This window comes from Bradyrhizobium agreste, from assembly GCF_016031625.1.
Lineage (GTDB): Bacteria > Pseudomonadota > Alphaproteobacteria > Rhizobiales > Xanthobacteraceae > Bradyrhizobium > Bradyrhizobium agreste.
Genome location: NZ_JACCHP010000029.1, coordinates 25,393 through 39,940, shown reverse-complemented (window position 1 = coordinate 39,940; position 14,548 = coordinate 25,393). Strand labels below are relative to the sequence as shown.

The 14,548-nt window shown below is 64.6% G+C and carries 13 protein-coding genes; 3 read left to right on the top strand and 10 right to left on the bottom strand.

The genetic code is table 11. The features are described 5' to 3' along the window. Positions 1 to 6 precede the first annotated feature (6 nt). The 5 genes from HZZ13_RS32605 to HZZ13_RS32585 all read right to left on the bottom strand — a co-directional run bounded on the left by HZZ13_RS32605 (position 7) and on the right by HZZ13_RS32585 (position 7,723). A complete protein-coding gene (locus tag HZZ13_RS32605; protein WP_197963546.1) occupies positions 7 to 3,144 on the bottom strand; it encodes an efflux RND transporter permease subunit in 3,138 nt (1,045 codons plus the stop codon). 260 nt (positions 3,145 to 3,404) lie between these two features. Then, positions 3,405 to 4,511: an efflux RND transporter periplasmic adaptor subunit gene (locus tag HZZ13_RS32600; RefSeq protein WP_197963545.1), complete on the bottom strand. Its 1,107-nt coding sequence runs from the start codon at positions 4,509 to 4,511 to the stop codon at positions 3,405 to 3,407. Positions 4,512 to 4,736: 225 nt separating this feature from the next. Further along, positions 4,737 to 6,074 (bottom strand): MFS transporter, encoded by a 1,338-nt coding sequence (locus tag HZZ13_RS32595; RefSeq protein WP_197963544.1) that lies wholly within the window; start codon positions 6,072 to 6,074, stop codon positions 4,737 to 4,739. A 131-nt stretch (positions 6,075 to 6,205) separates the two neighbouring features. Then, complete coding sequence (locus tag HZZ13_RS32590) at positions 6,206 to 7,366, bottom strand: winged helix-turn-helix domain-containing protein (protein ID WP_197963543.1); 1,161 nt, start codon at positions 7,364 to 7,366, stop codon at positions 6,206 to 6,208. A 111-nt stretch (positions 7,367 to 7,477) separates the two neighbouring features. Further along, a complete protein-coding gene (locus HZZ13_RS32585; RefSeq protein WP_197963542.1) occupies positions 7,478 to 7,723 on the bottom strand; it encodes a hypothetical protein in 246 nt (81 codons plus the stop codon). Between the two features lie 391 nt (positions 7,724 to 8,114). Here HZZ13_RS32585 and HZZ13_RS32580 point away from each other — a divergent pair, with 391 nt between their 5' ends. After that, positions 8,115 to 8,756, top strand: a complete 642-nt coding sequence (locus tag HZZ13_RS32580) for an OmpA family protein (RefSeq protein WP_197963541.1) — start codon at positions 8,115 to 8,117, stop codon at positions 8,754 to 8,756. A 54-nt stretch (positions 8,757 to 8,810) separates the two neighbouring features. Here HZZ13_RS32580 and HZZ13_RS32575 read toward each other — a convergent pair whose 3' ends face one another. Beyond that, entirely contained in the window at positions 8,811 to 10,100 is a 1,290-nt protein-coding gene (locus tag HZZ13_RS32575; protein ID WP_246504654.1) for a phospholipid carrier-dependent glycosyltransferase, read from the bottom strand. A gap of 191 nt (positions 10,101 to 10,291) precedes the next feature. Here HZZ13_RS32575 and HZZ13_RS32570 point away from each other — a divergent pair, with 191 nt between their 5' ends. Beyond that, positions 10,292 to 10,993, top strand: coding sequence for a FecR family protein (locus tag HZZ13_RS32570; RefSeq protein WP_197963540.1), 702 nt, complete (start codon positions 10,292 to 10,294; stop codon positions 10,991 to 10,993). Positions 10,994 to 10,995: 2 nt separating this feature from the next. Beyond that, positions 10,996 to 12,171, top strand: a complete 1,176-nt coding sequence (locus HZZ13_RS32565; protein ID WP_197963539.1) for a hypothetical protein — start codon at positions 10,996 to 10,998, stop codon at positions 12,169 to 12,171. Positions 12,172 to 12,289: 118 nt separating this feature from the next. Here HZZ13_RS32565 and HZZ13_RS32560 read toward each other — a convergent pair whose 3' ends face one another. From HZZ13_RS32560 to HZZ13_RS32545, 4 genes are all read right to left on the bottom strand, one after another. Then, on the bottom strand, positions 12,290 to 12,778 hold the full coding sequence (locus HZZ13_RS32560; RefSeq protein WP_197963538.1) for a VOC family protein: 489 nt from the start codon (positions 12,776 to 12,778) through the stop codon (positions 12,290 to 12,292). Between the two features lie 51 nt (positions 12,779 to 12,829). Next, on the bottom strand, positions 12,830 to 13,258 hold the full coding sequence (locus tag HZZ13_RS32555) for a VOC family protein (RefSeq protein WP_197963537.1): 429 nt from the start codon (positions 13,256 to 13,258) through the stop codon (positions 12,830 to 12,832). A 132-nt stretch (positions 13,259 to 13,390) separates the two neighbouring features. Further along, positions 13,391 to 13,909, bottom strand: a complete 519-nt coding sequence (locus tag HZZ13_RS32550) for a cupin domain-containing protein (protein ID WP_197963536.1) — start codon at positions 13,907 to 13,909, stop codon at positions 13,391 to 13,393. A gap of 144 nt (positions 13,910 to 14,053) precedes the next feature. Beyond that, positions 14,054 to 14,518: an FKBP-type peptidyl-prolyl cis-trans isomerase gene (locus HZZ13_RS32545; RefSeq protein ID WP_197963535.1), complete on the bottom strand. Its 465-nt coding sequence runs from the start codon at positions 14,516 to 14,518 to the stop codon at positions 14,054 to 14,056. Positions 14,519 to 14,548: the final 30 nt, after the last annotated feature.

Genomic DNA, 14,548 nt, shown 5'->3' with positions numbered 1-14,548 from the left:
TCTCATCTATTCAGCCGCTTCGGCAAGCGGAATTGTGTGCGGGTCATCGCTCCCATGCTGCGGCGCGGCAGGCTGCTCGGGCGTTCCGGCCTCGTCCAGGCTCTTGCGGAACCAGAGGGCGTAGAGGCCCGGCAGGTACAGCAGCGTCAGGAAGGTCGCGACGAACAGGCCGCCCATGATGGTGATCGCCATCGGGCCCCAGAAGGCCGAGCGCGACAGCGGGATCATGGCAAGGATGGCGGCGAGCGCCGTCAGTACCACCGGCCGGGCGCGGCGGACGGTCGCCTCAACGATCGCCTCGCGCCGGGTCAGGCCGTGGGAAACGTCGGTCTCGATCTGGTCGACCAGGATGACCGTGTTGCGCATGATCATACCGGCGAGCGCGATCAGACCGAGCAGCGCGACGAAGCCGAACGGGGCATTGGCGACATTGAGGCCGAGCGAGGCACCGACGATGCCGAGCGGCGCGGTCAGGAACACCAGGATCAGGCGCGAGAAGCTCTGCAGCTGGATCATCAGCAGCGTCAGCATCACCATGACCATCACCGGGAAGAGGATAAAGATCGAGGCGTTACCCTTGGCGGACTCCTCGAACGCGCCGCCCGGCTCGATCCGGTAGGCCGGTTCAAGGTGATCCTTGATCGCCTTCAGCTTCGGCGTGATCTGGTTGGTCACGTCGGGTGCCTGCACGCCGTCGACGACGTCGGAGCGCACGGTGATCGCCATGTCGCGGTTGCGCCGCCACATGATCGGCTCCTCGTGCGCGTACTCGATTCTAGCGATCTGCTGCAGCGGCACGGCGACGCCATTGCGCGAGGTGATGGTGAGATCGCCGACGCCGCCGAGGTCGAGGCGCTCGGACGGGATCGCGCGGGCGACCACGCCGACCTTCTCGATGCCGTCGCGCACGGTGGTGACCTGCGAGCCCGAGATCAGCATCGCCAGCGCCTGGGAGACGTCCTGCGGGGTCAGGCCCATGGCGCGGGCGCGGTCCTGGTCGACGACGAGCTTGAGGTAGGGCGACTGCTCGTTCCAGTCGAGCTGGACGTCCTTGATGCTCTTGTTCTGCCGCATGACGTCGCGGACCTGGTAGGCGATCTCGCGCACCTTGTTGGCGTCCGGGCCAATCACGCGGAACTGGACCGGGAAGCCGACCGGAGGACCGAAGTTGAAGCGGTCGACGCGCACGCGTGCCTCGGTCAGGAAGCCCTCGGCAGCCGCGGTCTCGATCTTGGCCTTGATGCGCTCGCGCGCCTCGACGCCCTTGGCGACGATGACGATCTCGGCAAAGGCCTCGTTCGGAAGCTGCGGGTTGAGGCCGAGCCAGAAACGCGGCGAGCCCTGGCCGACATAGGCGGTATAGGTCTCGATGTCCTTGTCGTCCTTGAGCAGCGTCTCGGCCTTCTTCACCGCCTTCTCGGTGACGTTGAAGGCGGTGCCCTCAGGCAGGCGCAGCTGCAGGAACAGCTCGGGCCGCTCCGAGAGCGGGAAGAACTGCTGCTGGACATGGCCGAAGCCGACGATCGAAGCGACGAAGACGCCGACGGTCGCGGCCACCACGGTGATGCGGTGGTTGACGCACCATTGCACGACGGCACGCAAGCCGCGGTACATGCGGGTCTCGTAGACCGCATGCGGATCGTGGTTGTGGTGCGCCTTCATCTCGGGCAGCAGCTTGACGCCGATATAGGGCGTGAAGATCACCGCCACGAACCAGGAGGCGACCAGCGCGATCGCCACGATCCAGAAGATGCTGCCGGCATATTCGCCGACCGCTGAATTGGCAAAGCCGATGGGGAGGAAGCCAGCGGCCGTGACCAGCGTTCCCGTGAGCATCGGAAACGCAGTAGATTCCCAGGCAAAAGACGCCGCACGCATGCGGTCCCAGCCCTGCTCCATCTTCACCACCATCATCTCGACCGCGATGATGGCGTCGTCGACGAGCAGGCCGAGCGCGATGATCAGCGCGCCGAGCGTGATGCGGTGCAGGTCGAGCGACATCGTGTTCATGACGACGAAGACGATGCCGAGCACCAAGGGCACCGACAGCGCGACAACGATGCCGGTGCGCCAGCCGAGCGCGAGGAACGAGACGAACAGCACGATGACGAGCGCTTCCATGAAGGAGTGCACGAACTCGCCGACGGCGTGCTCGACCACCTTGGGCTGGTCGGCGATCAGCTTGACGTCGATGCCCTGCGGCACCGCCTTCATGAAGTCGGCCGTCGCCTTCTCGACCTGCTTGCCGAGCTCGAGGATGTTGGCGCCCTTGGCGGTGACGACGCCGATGCCGATGGCGGGCTTGCCTTCCTGGCGCACGACGAAACTCGGCGGATCGACGAAGCCGTGGGTGACCGTGGCGATGTCGCCGAGACGGAACACGCGGCCGTTGCTCTCGACCGGCGTCTCGGCGACGGCCTTGGCACCGTCGAGTGCACCGGTGACGCGCAGCGGCACGCGCTGCGAGGACGTCTCGACCGTGCCGGCCGGCGTCACGTTGTTCTGCTTGGCGAGCGAATCGAACAGGGCCTGCGGCGTGATGCCGAGCGTGGCGAGCTTGGCGTGGCTGAACTCGACGAAGATGCGCTCATCCTGGTTGCCGTAGACGTCGACCTTGGTGACGCCAGGCACCTTGAGCAGGCGCTGACGGAAGCCTTCGGAGACCTTCTTGAGCTGGGCATAGTCGGCCCCGTCACCCGTCATCATGTAGAGGATGGAATCGACGTCGGAGAACTCGTCGTTCACGACGGGCCCGAGGATACCGGACGGCAGCTGACCCTGCACGTCGACCAGCTTCTTGCGCAGCAGATAGAAGAGATAGGGCACGTCCTTCGGCGGCGTGTTGTCGCGGAAAGTGACCTGGAGCGCGGCGAAGCCGGGCTTGGAATAGGTCTGCACCTTCTCGAAATAGGGCAGCTCCTGGATCTTCTTCTCGATAGGGTCGGCAACCTGGGCCTGCATTTCCTGCGACGTCGCACCCGGCCACATCACGGAAACGTTCACCGTCTTGACCGTGAAGAACGGATCCTCGGCGCGGCCGAGCTTCGCATAGGAGAAGAAGCCGGCGGCGCCGAGCACGATCATCAGGAAGAGCACCAGCGTCGGATGGCTGACGGCCCAGGCCGAAAGGTTGAAGCGCTTCATCGCACTCTCCGAAAGACGATCCAGTTGCAAACAACGACAGCCGCTCTGTTCAAACATTCGTCGCGAGGCAGCGAAGCAATCCAGGGGGCTGGGCAGGTTCTGGATCGCTTCGCCGCTTCAGCCTTTGCTTAGGGACAAAGGCCGAAACTCACCTCACACGACGTAACTCGCTTCTTTCGTCATTCCGGGGCGCCCGCAGGGCGAACCCGGAATCTCGAGATTCCGGGTCTGGTCCTTCGGACCATCCCGGAATGACAAGACTAAAAACTCAGTGACGACACGATCCGCACCCGCTGGCTCGGATCGAGCTTCTGCACGCCGAGGGCGACGATCTTGGCACCCTCTTCGACGCCGCCGGTGATGACGACGTCGTTGCTCTCATAGGACTTCACCGTCACCGGCTTCAGTACGACGGAGCCGTTGTCGTCGACGACGTAGAAGGACGGCTTGCCGCCCTCGTTGAACAGCGCCGACAGCGGCAGCCGGGCGACGCGCTCGGTGGCGGCATCCGACAGCGTCAGCGTCGCGGTCATGCCGAGCGCGACCTTGTCGTCGGCCTCGGGCAGCGAGAATTTTGCCAGATAGGTGCGCGTGGCGGGATCGGCCGTCGGCGCGATCTCGCGCAGCTTGGCCGCATACTTCCTGTCCGGCTCGGACCAAAGAGTGACGCTGGCGACGCCCGACTTGGCGCGTCCAACCAGCGTCTCAGGGATCGCGACGACCGCTTCCTTCTCGGCAAAGCGGGCGACACGGATCGAAGCCTGGCCCGCGGCAACCACCTGGCCGGGTTCGATCAGCGTTGCGGTGACGACGCCGCGGGCGTCGGCAACGAGCGTCGCGTAGGAAAGGGAATTCTTGGTCAGCTCGACGGAGCGCTCGGCCCGGTTCAGGCGGGCGCGGGCTTCGTCGGCGGCAGCGCGGCTCGAGTCCATCTGGGCGTCGGTGGTCCAGCCCTTGGCCCTCAGATCCTTGGCGCGCTGCTCGGCGGCGGCGGCCTGGGCCAGCACGCCGGTTGCGGCGGTCTGTTCGGCAACGGCCTGCTCGGCCTGGAGCTTCAGGTCGACCTCGTCGAGGGTGGCGAGCGGCTGGCCGACCTCGACGGTCTGGCCGACTTCGACGAGGCGCTTGGCAACCTTGCCGGCGACGCGGAAGCCGAGATCGCTCTCGATCCTGGGACGGATGGTGCCGACGAAGCTGCGCTCCGGTGTCTCGGCATCATAATGCGCGGTCGCGACCAGAACCGGCCGCGGCGGCTCGGCTTTCTCGGCAACGGTATCATTGCACCCTGCCAGAGAAACGGCCATCAGGGCGAGCGAAGCTCCTGCCAAAAGCTTGGAATAGCTCGACAAAACTGACCGGACGAACATCGAAGGACACTCCTGCATCTCAGTTGCGAGGAATGTCGACTGTTCACTGATAAAAGTCAATAATCGTCAGTCATCAGGAATGCGTGATCGTTAAGGGGTAGTAAGGATTAGGAGGGGTGGCCAAGCGGTGTACTTGGAGGACAGCGAAAGTGCCCACCAAGCCGGTGCCTTGTAGGATGGAGGAAGGCGCACCCTGCGGGCCGTGCCCACCAGGTGGCCCTTGTTCTACCGCCCCCGCTCGGCGAATTCGTGCTTGCTGTCGTGGCCGCCGACGAACACCAGGATGCCCGCGATCAGCGGCAGGACCGCAAGGACGAGCAGACCAGTCGAGGTCTGCCCCGTCGCTTCCTTGACCCAGCCGATCAGATAGGGCCCGCCGAACCCGGCGAGATTGCCGATTGAGTTGATAAGCGCGATGGCGCCGGCGGCCGCCGTGCCGGAGAGCCAGGCGGTTGGCAGCGTCCAGAACACGCCGAAGCAGCAGAACACGCCGATCGCAGCCACCGTCAGCAGCACCATCGTCAGCGTGGGATCGGTGAGATAGGAGGAGACGCCAAGCGCGATCGCGGTGAGCAGCAGCGGCGCGCCGACATGCATGACTCGCTCGCGGCTCGCATCCGAATGCCGCGCCCACAGGATCATGGCGATGGTGCCGAAAAGATAGGGAACCGCGGTGACGAATCCGGTCTGGGCGTTGGTGAGGCCGAACGCCTTGACGATCTGCGGCAGCCAGAACTGCATGCCATAGAGCGCGCCGACGAAGCCGAAATAGATCAGGCTGAGCGCGATCACTTTCGGTGAAGACAGCGCCTCGCCGAGCGAGAAATGCTTCACTGCCTGCTTGGCCGCGATCTCCGAATCGAGCTTGGCTTTCAGCCAGGCCTTCTGCTCGGCCGAGAGCCAGTCCGCCTTCTCCGGCTTGTCGGTGAGATAGAACCAGGTGACGATGCCGAGCAGCACCGAGGGGATGCCCTCGATGATGAACAGCCACTGCCAGCCCTTCAGCCCCATCATGCCGTCGAGCCCGAGCAACAGGCCCGAGATCGGCGCGCCGATTACGGTCGAGACCGGAACCGCGATGGCGAAGGCGGCGAGAAAGCGGGCGCGATATTGGGCCGGATACCAATAGGTGAGATAGAGGATGATGCCGGGGAAGAAGCCGGCCTCGGCGACGCCGAGCAGGAAGCGCAGGACGTAGAAGCTGGTGACGCCACTGACCACCGCCATCAGCGCCGAGATGATGCCCCAGGTCACCATGATGCGGGCGATCCATCGGCTCGCGCCGAACTTCTCCAGCGCAAGATTGCTCGGCACCTCGAAGATGAAGTAGCCGATGAAGAAGATGCCCGCGCCCCAGGAGAAGATCAGCGGCGTGAACTTCAGGTCGGCATTCATCGTCAGCGCGGCGAAGCCGAGATTGACGCGGTCGAGATAGGAGAAAAAGTAGGCCAGCGCCAGGAACGGAATCAGGCGCCAGGAGATGGCGCGGATGGTCGAAGTTTCGATGTCGCTCTTGGCGCTTTTGGCACCGCCGACAGAACCGGCATAGGTGGTCTGGCTCATGGCTTCCCCCGGGTTGTTGCTTTTCTAGGGCTTGAAGTGCCGGTTTTGAGCATCGTGGGCAAGGAGTCAATGGAGCGAGCAATGCACGGAGCGCAGCCGGATCGACCCGTGGCGCCGATGCAGAAGGCCTCTCACTCCGCGAGCTGAAAACGCTCGAAGCGATCGAGCTCGTCCTCAATCTTGCGCTTGAGCTCCTTGCGGCCCGCCGTCTTCCTGCCCTGCCCGACCCAGGTCCATTTCTGCATCAACAGCTTCTTGTTCTGCCGGTCGGTCTTGAGATCGAGCGCGGCGACGATCTCGTCGCCGACCAGCACGGGCAGCGCGAAATAGCCGAGCTTGCGCTTGGCTTTCGGCACATAGGCTTCGAACAGGTGGTTGTAGCCGAAGATGAGATTGGTGCGCTTGCGCTGGATGATCAGGGGATCGAACGGCGAGAGGATGTGGACGAGATCGGGCGACACCTCGTGCGGTTCAAGCGCTGCGGGCGAGGCCCAGTGCTCCTGCTTGCCCGCGCCCTCGATCGCGACGGGCACGAGCTCGCCACGGCGGACGCGCGAGGCGATCAGGCGCGCGACCGGCTTCTTGCTGGGCGCATCGAGATGGCAGACCGAATCGAGGCTCACCACACCCTGCGAGCGCAACGCGCGGTCGAGCAGATAGGCCGTGATCTCGCTTGCCGACGCCGGCTTCGGCAGCCTGTCCCAGGCGAAATGACGCGTCGTCAGCTCGTAGGTCTTGAGCATGCCCTGGCGCTCGCTGATGGTGACGGCCCCGGTATAGAAGGCGAGCTGCAGCGCCCGCTTCGACGGCTTGCGGCTCTGCCACAGATGCTCCTTCTCGACGAGCACGTCGTCGTCGATGTCCCGGATCGTCAGCGGCCCGCCGCGCAGCAGCCGCATCACCTTGCGCGTGTCGGCCGGCTTCACCGAGGCGAACCATTTGTGCCCCTCGCGGCGGTGCTTGCGCATCGCCGGCAGGAAGAAGCGGAAGTCGTTCGCCGGCACGTAGGAGAGCGCGTGCGTCCAGTACTCGAACACGGTCTTGTCGATGGTCTGGGCATGGCGCAGATCGGCGCGCCGGTAGGACGGGATCCGGCTGAACAGGATGTGGTGATGGCAACGCTCGATGACGTTGATGGTGTCGATCTGCACATAGCCGAGATGGGCGACAGCGGCCGAGACGGCCTGTGCGCCTTCGCCGAACGGAGCGCGATCGGCCAGCCGCTGGGCATGCAGCCAGATCTGCCGGGCCTGTGTCGTGGTGAGCGGGAGCGGTTTGGGCGTGCGGGACATTGCGAGACGCAATGTAGCGGGATTCGCCGCGAGGCAAAAAGCAGGGACACGAAAAAGCCGCGCTGCCATCTGCTGCCAGCGCGGCCATGACGGGTGGGATCAGGCGGAAGCCTACTTCATCGCCATCGCCTTCTCGGCGCTCATATAGTGCTTGCACGCTCCACGCATGTTGCCCTTGCTCATCTCGGAATTGGCCGCGGCCATCGACTTCCTCGCCGCCATCTTGCCGGGCGTGTCTTCACCGCCCATGCCGGCAACGAGCTTTGCCATGTTTGCACTGGTGCACGCCATCTTGGCAGCGGACGCGGGGGACAGAGCAAGTGCGGCGAATGCCGTCGCAAGCAACAGGGTCTTCATCAAGGTCTCTCCTCGAATAGGAAGCCGGCCTGATGCCGGCCAACGCGACAGCCATTCTTCAGCCACAAGTTTGCAGGGAAAAGACAATTTCGTTGCTGCGCTGCAGTGGTACCCCCATTTCAGCGTGCGGCTTTTGGGCGCTCCCCGACGCTGCCGGTTGCAACCTCCGGTTAGCACATGGCCTTGCCACGTCCTTCCGCTTAGCAGCGATAGACACTCCGGTGAGGCGATCGACCAGCCAGATGTTCTCGTCGGTCGGCGCTTCGAGCCCGACATAGCGGGAGGTCGGCTCGCCGTTTCGAATGTGACCAAGATCACATCTGGCGCCGTTGAACCTGCCCTAGGCTCGCAGCATCAAATCGCCATCAGGCGTAACAGCGAGGATACCACGATGACCCATTTCAATAAGTCCTTTGGACTGACGGCGATCACCCTGACAGCCGTCCTGTCGATGACGGCGAGCCTTGCACTGGCCGGCGACAACAACATCTCCGCCGACCAGATCGTCGATGCGCTGAAGCCGAGGCCGGCGACCCGCGGCCTGTCGGTTGGCCCCCAGGCCGACACGACCGCGCAGGCCAAGGAAGCGACCTTCCTGAATACCGTGCGCAACCGCTCGACCCGCTCGCTCTCGACGGGCGAGCGCGAGCAGATCGCCGAGCTGGCTGCGACCAAGCCGAAGATCGACCTGGAGATCCAGTTCGACTACAACTCGGCCGACATCGCCAAGACGTCGGTGGCATCGGTGCAGGCGCTCGGCAAGGCGCTGTCCGATCCGGCGTTGAAGGGCTCGACCTTCGTGGTCGCCGGCCACACCGACGCGATCGGCGGCGAAGAGTACAATCAAGGGCTCTCCGAGCGGCGCGCCGACACCATCAAGAAGTACCTGGTGCAGAATTACGGCCTCAACGGCGCCGATCTGGTCACCGTCGGCTACGGCAAGACCAAGCTGAAGGACGCCGCCAACGGTGCCGCCCCGGTCAACCGCCGCGTCCAGGTCGTGAACATGGACACCAAGACCGCGGCGAAGTAATTCTCGGCTCCCGGGCAAAACACGCCGCCTGCCGCAGCCCGGCGGGCGGCGAAATCATATCCAGCTTTGGAACAGCATCAGCCGGTTGAAGCTCGCCATCGAGGTGCCGATGAAGGCTGCGGAAATCGGCAGCATCACCGCAAAGGCGGCCGCCGCGACACCGACATAGGCCCACAACAGCCAGCGCGGCAGCCCCTCGCGGCGCAGCACATAGACCAGTGCCAGCGACGCTGCGGTGGCGGCCGGCAGATAGTAGTAGATGAAGCCCAGGGTGCGCGGCAGCAACGCCCAGGCGAGCCAGGGACCGAAATAGAATGCCGCGATCAGGAATGCATCCCAGCGCCGCGCCACGATGAAATCGCGCAGCACGATGGCGAGTGCAGGCAGTGCCGGCCACAGCACGAGGGGATTGCCGAGGAAGACGATCGCCGCGATGTGGTCCTCCGTGGTCTTGTCGAACAGGAACCAGACCGGGCGCGCGAGCAGCGGCCAGGACGGCCATGCGCTCATATAGGTGTGGCCGGCGATGGCCGTCGTGGTGTTGTCGGCAAAGATCCGCCGCTGCGCCTCGATCAAGTCCGGCAGCGACAGGCCGTAGAGCGGCACGAAGGTGGCGAGATAAGCTATCGCCGGCAGGATGGCGAAGCAGAGCGCGACATGATGCAGCTTCAGGCCGGGCCAAAGCTCCGGCCGATACCAGTCGTCCGGCTTCGCATCGGCGAACAGCGTGTGCCACCCCTGCATCAGGCGGATCAGCGCAACGACGCCGATGCAGACGCCGAGCGGAAACAGGCCGCTCCATTTACACGCGGCCGCAAGGCCGAACAGGCTGCCCGCCACCGCGAACAGCGCTTGCGGCCGCTCGCGTCGAAACCCATGCATGAAAGCGGCGGTGGCAAGCAGGCCGAAGCCGAGCGCAAAGATATCCAGCATCGCGATGCGCGCCTGGACGTACAGCATCTGGTTGAAGGCTGCGATCAGCGCGGCGGCGATCGCCGGCGACTGCGCGGCAAACAGCGCGAGTCCGCACAGATAGATCGCGACGATCGCGATCGCGCCGAACAAGGTCGCGGGATAACGCCAGCCGAGCGCGTTGTCGCCGAACGTTGCGATCGATGCCGCGATCAGCTCCTTGGCCAGCGGCGGATGCATCGGATTGAGCATCGGCTGCGACATCGCGGGCGCCAGCATCTGGCGCGCCGCCGGCACGTAATGCACCTCGTCGAACACAAATTTTTCCGGCGTGGTGACGCCGATCAACAGCGCCAGATGCGCGATCAGGAAGATCGCGACAGCAATCACTGCGCTCCGCGTCACCTCCGGAACCGCGGGCAATTCGAGCATCTTTTGTGGGGCTGTCTTGCGTGGCAAATTGGCTTCACCGCGGGGAAAAATAAACTGCTTCCCGTCATTGAACGCATTCTGCCGCAACTGTCACTAAGCATGACGCACGTCCCGCGCCGCTTGTGATAATTCCGCCACATCACAAGCGCGCGCGATCCGGTACGATCAGGGACACATCGATCGGTTGCGAAATGAATTTGCGTTTTTGGCTTTTCTCCACATTGCTCACGGCCGCGATCTGCGCGACATCCGGCGCCGAAGCGCAGACCCGTGTCGGCCAGGCTGTCGTCATCCAGAACGAAGTGGTGCGCGTCGCCGCGACCACGACGCCGATCAATGTCGGCGACAGCATGCTGCGCGACGAGACCGTGCGGACCGGCGCCGACAGCGCGGCGCGTTTCGTGATGGCCGACAGCACCAATCTGTCGCTCGGGCCGAGCGCCACGCTGAAGCTCGACCGCACGGTCTTCAACGACGAGCACAGCTATCGTGACGTCGCGATCCGCATGACCACCGGCGCCTTCCGCTTCGTCACCGGACACTCCGACAAGGCCGCTTACAAGATCACGACGCCGCTCGCCACCATCGGCGTGCGCGGCACCACGCTCGACATTCTCTCGCAGCGCGGGCGCTCCGTCGTCGCGCTTCAGGACGGCGCGGCCAGCGTCTGCACGAGGAGCGGCCAGTGCGTGCAGCTCACCCAGCCCGGCGACACCGCCATCATCACCTCGACCGGCGGCAAGGTGAGCATCACCAAGACCAACACGCCGCCCTGGACCTTCGCCGCAAACTGCGCCGCGAGCGCCGGGTTGTGCGCGGTCAACCAGTACGCCGGCGCCTCGCCGACCATCACGCCTGCCGTCCAGGACGACGCCATGCTGTGCGGGCGCTGACGATGGCGAACTTCAACGTCCGGCTTTCCCTCACCGGCCTGCTGACCGTGGCCGCTGCGCTTGCGTTTGTCGCGCTCAATGGTCGTCAAGCGGCGGCCCAGGCGGCCTGCGAAATCGAATGCGGCGAGCCGACCCCCTACCCGACCTATTCGCCGTCGCCAACGCCGACCTATTCGCCGTCACCGACACCGACATATTCTCCGTCACCCACCCCGTCCCCTTCGCCGAGCCCCTATCCGTCGCCCTCGCCCAGCCCGTATCCGTCGCCGAGCCCGACACCGACCGGCGCGGATTCCAGCGGCAACTCGATCGGCGGTCTCGCAGGTCAGCGCTTCAACCAGATGATCACCAACCGGGTGCTCGGCACGGTGCTGCTCGGCGTGAACGAGCAAATCAATTGCAGCGACTGCATCAGCGCATTCGGCTCGGCCGGCTCGTTCTCGGCCGGCATCCATGGCCGCAAGGAGCTGACCAACAATCTGTCGCTGCTCGCCGGCATTGCCTACACGCATTACAACGAGGGCGGCTACAAGATCACGAGCGCACCGATCGGCGCTTTCGCGCTGCGCTACGACTTCATCGACTGGGGCTCGTCGCGCCCGTTCTTCGACGTCGGCGCGATCCTGACGCCGTGGGAGAAGGCGCGCTACACGCGCAGCTACGACACCAGCCTTGGCCCGGTGAGCGTGACGAGCTCGACCAACGCGTCCAACTACGCCGTTTACGGCCGCGCCGGCTGGATGAGCCGCCTCTCGCCGCGCGACGAGGTCGCGGCCTCGATCGAGGTCTGGCAGCTCTGGCAACGCGTCTCCGGCTATCGCGACAGCGCGGTGACGTTCAATCCGTTCGACGCCAGCATCGCTGCCGGCACCGATCGCACCAGTCTCGTCAAGATCGGCGGCCAGTGGACGCATCTGTTCGGCAGCAACATCGAGACCAACATCAATGGCGGCTGGGTGCAGTCCTTCGCCAGCTACAGCGGCATCGTCGCCACCGTGACCGGCCAGGGCACGGTGGTGCCGACCATGGGCAACCAGGGCTGGTTCGAATATGGCGGCCGGCTCGGCATCCGCGTGCAGAAGGGCTGGATCGTGGACCTCTTCGCCAACGGCACGCTCGGCCCGCAGCCGGTCGGCAACACCATCCATGGCGGCGTGGGGCTGCGGATCAATTATTAGCGCGAAAATTTCGTAGGGTGGGCAAAGCGAAGCGTGCCCACCACCTCTCTCAATTGCAGACAGATGGTGGGCACGGCGCAAGAGCGCCTTTGCCCACCCTACGGCACCTGTTCGGATCTCACGCCGCCGACTTGCCCTCGAACGCACGACGCAAGGCTTCAACGTCCAGCTTCACCATCTTCATCATCGCCTGCATTGCGCGCGCGGCGGCGGCCTTGTCCGGGCTCGACAGGAACTCGAACATCACCTTCGGCACGATTTGCCAGGCCACGCCCCAGCGATCCCTCAACCAGCCGCACCGCTCCTCGTGGCCGCCATTGGCGAGGAACGCCTTCCAGACGCTGTCGACCTCTGCCTGGTCGTCGCAATGGATCATCAGGGAGATCGCGTGGGTGTATTCCATCTTCATGCCGCCGTTGAGCGCGACCAGCGGCTGTCCGGCCACGGTGAACTCGACGACGAGCACGGAGCCTTCCTTACCGGACGGGCCGTCCGCAACGTTGCGCTGAACGTGCGTGATCGCTGAATTCGGGACCAGCGAGACGTAGAATTTTGCAGCGTCCTCGGCATCGCCGTCGAACCACATGCAGGGCACGAGCTTGGACATGGTGAATGATCCTCTTCAGGTCTACGTGGTTTCGGCTCAGGCGTTCGCCAATCAGACGCTCGCCAGGTCGGGCTGCAGAGGGGCGGCCGAAAGATCCATCCAGTTCACGCCCCACATGTGGCCATCCGGATCCTCGAAGCTGCGGCCGTACATGAAGCTGTATTCGTCCTTGGGGCCGGGATCGGCCACGCCGCCGGCCGCCTCGGCCTTGCCGACGATGTCGTCAACGTCGTCACGGCTGTCCGCGGACAGGCAGAGCAGCACCTGGTTCGAGGTCCTGGCATCCGCAATCGGCTTCGGCGTGAACTGGCGAAATTTGTCGTGCGTCGTGAGCATGACGTAGATGGCCTCGGAAAAGGCCATGCAGGACGCCGTGTCGTCGCAGAATTGCGGATTCTTGACCGCGCCGACGGCCTCGTAGAAGGCGGTCGCGCGCCTCAGGTCGGTCACCGGCAAGCTGACGAAGATCATCTTGGGCATCGGAAGCTCCTTGGCGGGTTCTGCCCAAGGACGGACGACCGAGCTGCCATCCGACACCGCTTCCGACAATTTTTTGGACCCCGATCCACGGGGGTCCGTCGCATCCCCCCCCCCCGCGCCTCCTGAAGAGCCTTACTTCTTCTCGTTGGGATCCCGGTGCACCGGGTCGATCCACAGCACGGTCTCGGGCTTCTCGACCGGTTCGATGTCGAGGTTGATCGCCACCGCCTCGCCGTCGCTGCGCACCAGCACGCATTCCAGCACCTCGTCCGGGCTGGCGTTGATCTCCTGGTGGGGCACGTAGGGCGGGACAAAAATGAAATCGCCAGGGCCGGCTTCCGCGGTGAATTGCAGCTTCTCGCCCCAGCGCATCCGCGCCTTGCCCTTCACGACATAGATGACGCTTTCGAGATGACCGTGGTGATGTGCGCCGGTCTTGGCATCGGGCTTGATGCTGACGGTGCCCGCCCACAATTTCTGCGCGCCGACGCGGGCAAAATTGATCGCGGCCGCGCGGTCCATGCCTACCGTCGACGGCACGTTGGTATCGAGCTGATTGCCGGGAATGACGCGCACGCCGTCATGTTTCCACCGATCATCATGGTCATGACCATGGTCGTGGTGGGAATGCGAATGGTCGTGGCCGGTCATGGGACTTGCTTTCTGTTGGTTCCGTGCGCGGCCGGCCGAGAGGCCGGTCGTTTTGTTTGTACCGTCATTCCGGGGCGCGAAGCGAACCCGGAATCTCGAGATTCCGGGTTCGATGCTCGCGCATCGCCCCGGAATGACCTTCGGTCACTTCACCGCGAGCAATTCCACGTCGAACATCAGCGTCGCGTTCGGCGGGATCACGCCGCCGGCGCCGCGGGCGCCGTAGCCGAGCTGCGGCGGGATGATCAGCGTACGCTTGCCGCCGACCTTCATCGAGGCAACGCCCTCGTCCCAGCCGGCGATGACGCGGCCCTTGCCGATCGGAAACTCGAACGGCTCCTTGCGGTCGACGGAGGAGTCGAATTTCTTGCCCTTCTGGCCGTTCTCATAGAGCCAGCCGGTATACTGCATCACGCAGATCTGACCAGGCTGCGGCGAGGCGCCGGTGCCGACGGTGGAATCGATGATCTGCAAGCCTGAAGCTGTCGTCATGGTCTTTCCTGCGGTCTGGGCCGAGGCCGTGGTGGAAACGAAATGCGACACGCCGGCGATCACGGTGATCGCGAGTGCCGACATTAGAGCGAGGAGCGCGCGCTGGAAACGCTGCATAAAGCACGTTCCGTTTGAGGCGGGAGGTGT

What these genes read in the sequence shown, in the direction of transcription:
- HZZ13_RS32570 (WP_197963540.1), top strand. Translation starts at nt 10,292, where the DNA reads ATGAATTTGCGTTTTTGGCTTTTCTCCACATTGCTCACGGCCGCGATC.
- HZZ13_RS32555 (WP_197963537.1), bottom strand. Translation starts at nt 13,258, where the DNA reads ATGCCCAAGATGATCTTCGTCAGCTTGCCGGTGACCGACCTGAGGCGC.
- HZZ13_RS32565 (WP_197963539.1), top strand. Translation starts at nt 10,996, where the DNA reads ATGGCGAACTTCAACGTCCGGCTTTCCCTCACCGGCCTGCTGACCGTG.
- HZZ13_RS32575 (WP_246504654.1), bottom strand. Translation starts at nt 10,100, where the DNA reads ATGCTCGAATTGCCCGCGGTTCCGGAGGTGACGCGGAGCGCAGTGATT.
- HZZ13_RS32560 (WP_197963538.1), bottom strand. Translation starts at nt 12,778, where the DNA reads ATGTCCAAGCTCGTGCCCTGCATGTGGTTCGACGGCGATGCCGAGGAC.
- HZZ13_RS32580 (WP_197963541.1), top strand. Translation starts at nt 8,115, where the DNA reads ATGACCCATTTCAATAAGTCCTTTGGACTGACGGCGATCACCCTGACA.
- HZZ13_RS32550 (WP_197963536.1), bottom strand. Translation starts at nt 13,909, where the DNA reads ATGACCGGCCACGACCATTCGCATTCCCACCACGACCATGGTCATGAC.
- HZZ13_RS32600 (WP_197963545.1), bottom strand. Translation starts at nt 4,511, where the DNA reads ATGTTCGTCCGGTCAGTTTTGTCGAGCTATTCCAAGCTTTTGGCAGGA.
- HZZ13_RS32585 (WP_197963542.1), bottom strand. Translation starts at nt 7,723, where the DNA reads ATGAAGACCCTGTTGCTTGCGACGGCATTCGCCGCACTTGCTCTGTCC.
- HZZ13_RS32545 (WP_197963535.1), bottom strand. Translation starts at nt 14,518, where the DNA reads ATGCAGCGTTTCCAGCGCGCGCTCCTCGCTCTAATGTCGGCACTCGCG.
- HZZ13_RS32605 (WP_197963546.1), bottom strand. Translation starts at nt 3,144, where the DNA reads ATGAAGCGCTTCAACCTTTCGGCCTGGGCCGTCAGCCATCCGACGCTG.
- HZZ13_RS32595 (WP_197963544.1), bottom strand. Translation starts at nt 6,074, where the DNA reads ATGAGCCAGACCACCTATGCCGGTTCTGTCGGCGGTGCCAAAAGCGCC.
- HZZ13_RS32590 (WP_197963543.1), bottom strand. Translation starts at nt 7,366, where the DNA reads ATGTCCCGCACGCCCAAACCGCTCCCGCTCACCACGACACAGGCCCGG.